This is a genomic window from Halomonas citrativorans, from assembly GCF_014898005.1.
Classification (GTDB): Bacteria; Pseudomonadota; Gammaproteobacteria; order Pseudomonadales; family Halomonadaceae; genus Vreelandella; species Vreelandella citrativorans.
Genome location: NZ_JABUYX010000061.1, coordinates 1 through 1,349, shown reverse-complemented (window position 1 = coordinate 1,349; position 1,349 = coordinate 1). Strand labels below are relative to the sequence as shown.

At 60.5% G+C, this 1,349-nt stretch carries 1 protein-coding gene; it reads right to left on the bottom strand.

Annotation, left to right across the window (positions count from 1 at the left end):
* Positions 1 to 14 precede the first annotated feature (14 nt).
* The gene (locus INT20_RS17895) at positions 15 to 1,271 is read right to left on the bottom strand and encodes an ISL3 family transposase (protein WP_172119103.1); all 1,257 of its coding nucleotides are present in this window, start codon (positions 1,269 to 1,271) and stop codon (positions 15 to 17) included.
* Positions 1,272 to 1,349 lie beyond the last annotated feature (78 nt).

Below are 1,349 nucleotides of genomic sequence, written 5' to 3'. Positions count from 1 at the left end.
GGTTCTTCGTCACTTCATGTGGATTTGGCCTGATCGAACACGCGGCCCACCGGGCTGCCAATCAGGTAGATCATGGCGATGAAGTTAGCCTCGTTCCGATAGCCACGTGCGCGTGACCGAGCCGCCTGAAACAAGCCGTTCATCCCTTCCAGCCTTGCATTCGTCAGGCCCGAGTGCCAACGTCTGACCACCGCGTCGGCGTGCCGCTCAAGCGTTGCCAGGGCCTTCCCCATCGCCTTCAGTAGCGGTTTTTTAGACACCGCCGCCTGCATGACCTTCAGGTAATTTGTGATGCGCCATCGAGCCGCTCTGGGCGTCGGGGCCTTCTGGATCCAGCGTAGCTTTTCCTTGATTATCCAGGCATCGGCAGTGGCGCTCTGATCGGCTACCAACTCCTGGAGCGCCGCCAGCTGTTTGGGTGTCAGGTTCTCGTTTTCCAGGTTCTTCAGTAGTGCCCAGCGCAGCGACTTGGGGTGTTCCTGCTCGCGGCGCTCTTTCTTGCGTACCTCCTCCAGTCGCTTGGTGAAGGTCTGCACGATATGGAACCAGTCGACCGTGACCTCGGCCTTGGGAAGGTACTCGGTCACCCCGCTGAGGAAGGCTGGCGACATGTCGCAGACGACCTCGACCACATTGGTCGTATCGCCGCCATGGGTCGCCAGGAAGGCGCTGAAAGCCTTGATGGCGTCCTTGCCGCAGCCTGGGACGGCGAAGACCACTGGTTCCTGCTTGCGCTGCATGTCGAGGAACACCGTGACGTAGCGATGACCGCGCCGGGACGCGGTTTCGTCCACACCGACAGTCGCCACATTGGACAAATCCAGCTCCCTCAACATGCGGCCCACATAGTAATGCACAATGCGCCATAGTCGCTTGTCGGGAATCTCCAACTGCCGTGAGACGGCCAGCACCGGCATCTCCTTGACCAGCGACATGGCCGCTTGCTCGAACAGCAGGGTGAAGTCGCTGCCCGACCGTGCCCAGGGCACCTCAATACGTTTGACACCATGCTCAGGACACTTCGTGCGAGGCACGCGAGCATGCAGGTAGCAGTGGTGCTGGAAGAAGTTCAGATGCCGCCAGGTTTTGTCGGCAAAGTCGTGAGCTTGGCAGGCCTTACCGCACTCCGGACAGGGATACAGACTGCCTCGCTCCGCCTCGACATAGAGATCCAGACGGTGGGGCGACACGGAGGTATCCAGGTGCTGGTCCTTGAGGACCCAGGGCGCTTCCAGGCCCAGGCCGAGAGTTAGAATCTGGGTGCCGTCCATGCCATACCTACCGCTGTTGTGGAGCCCCTATTCTGGCCCAGCTCAGGAGACAAATTCCACACCCAACGTCGAAGAGCC

Bases quoted from the DNA above. Each gene is read 5' to 3' on its own strand.
- INT20_RS17895 (WP_172119103.1), bottom strand. From the start codon at position 1,271: ATGGACGGCACCCAGATTCTAACTCTCGGCCTGGGCCTGGAAGCGCCC.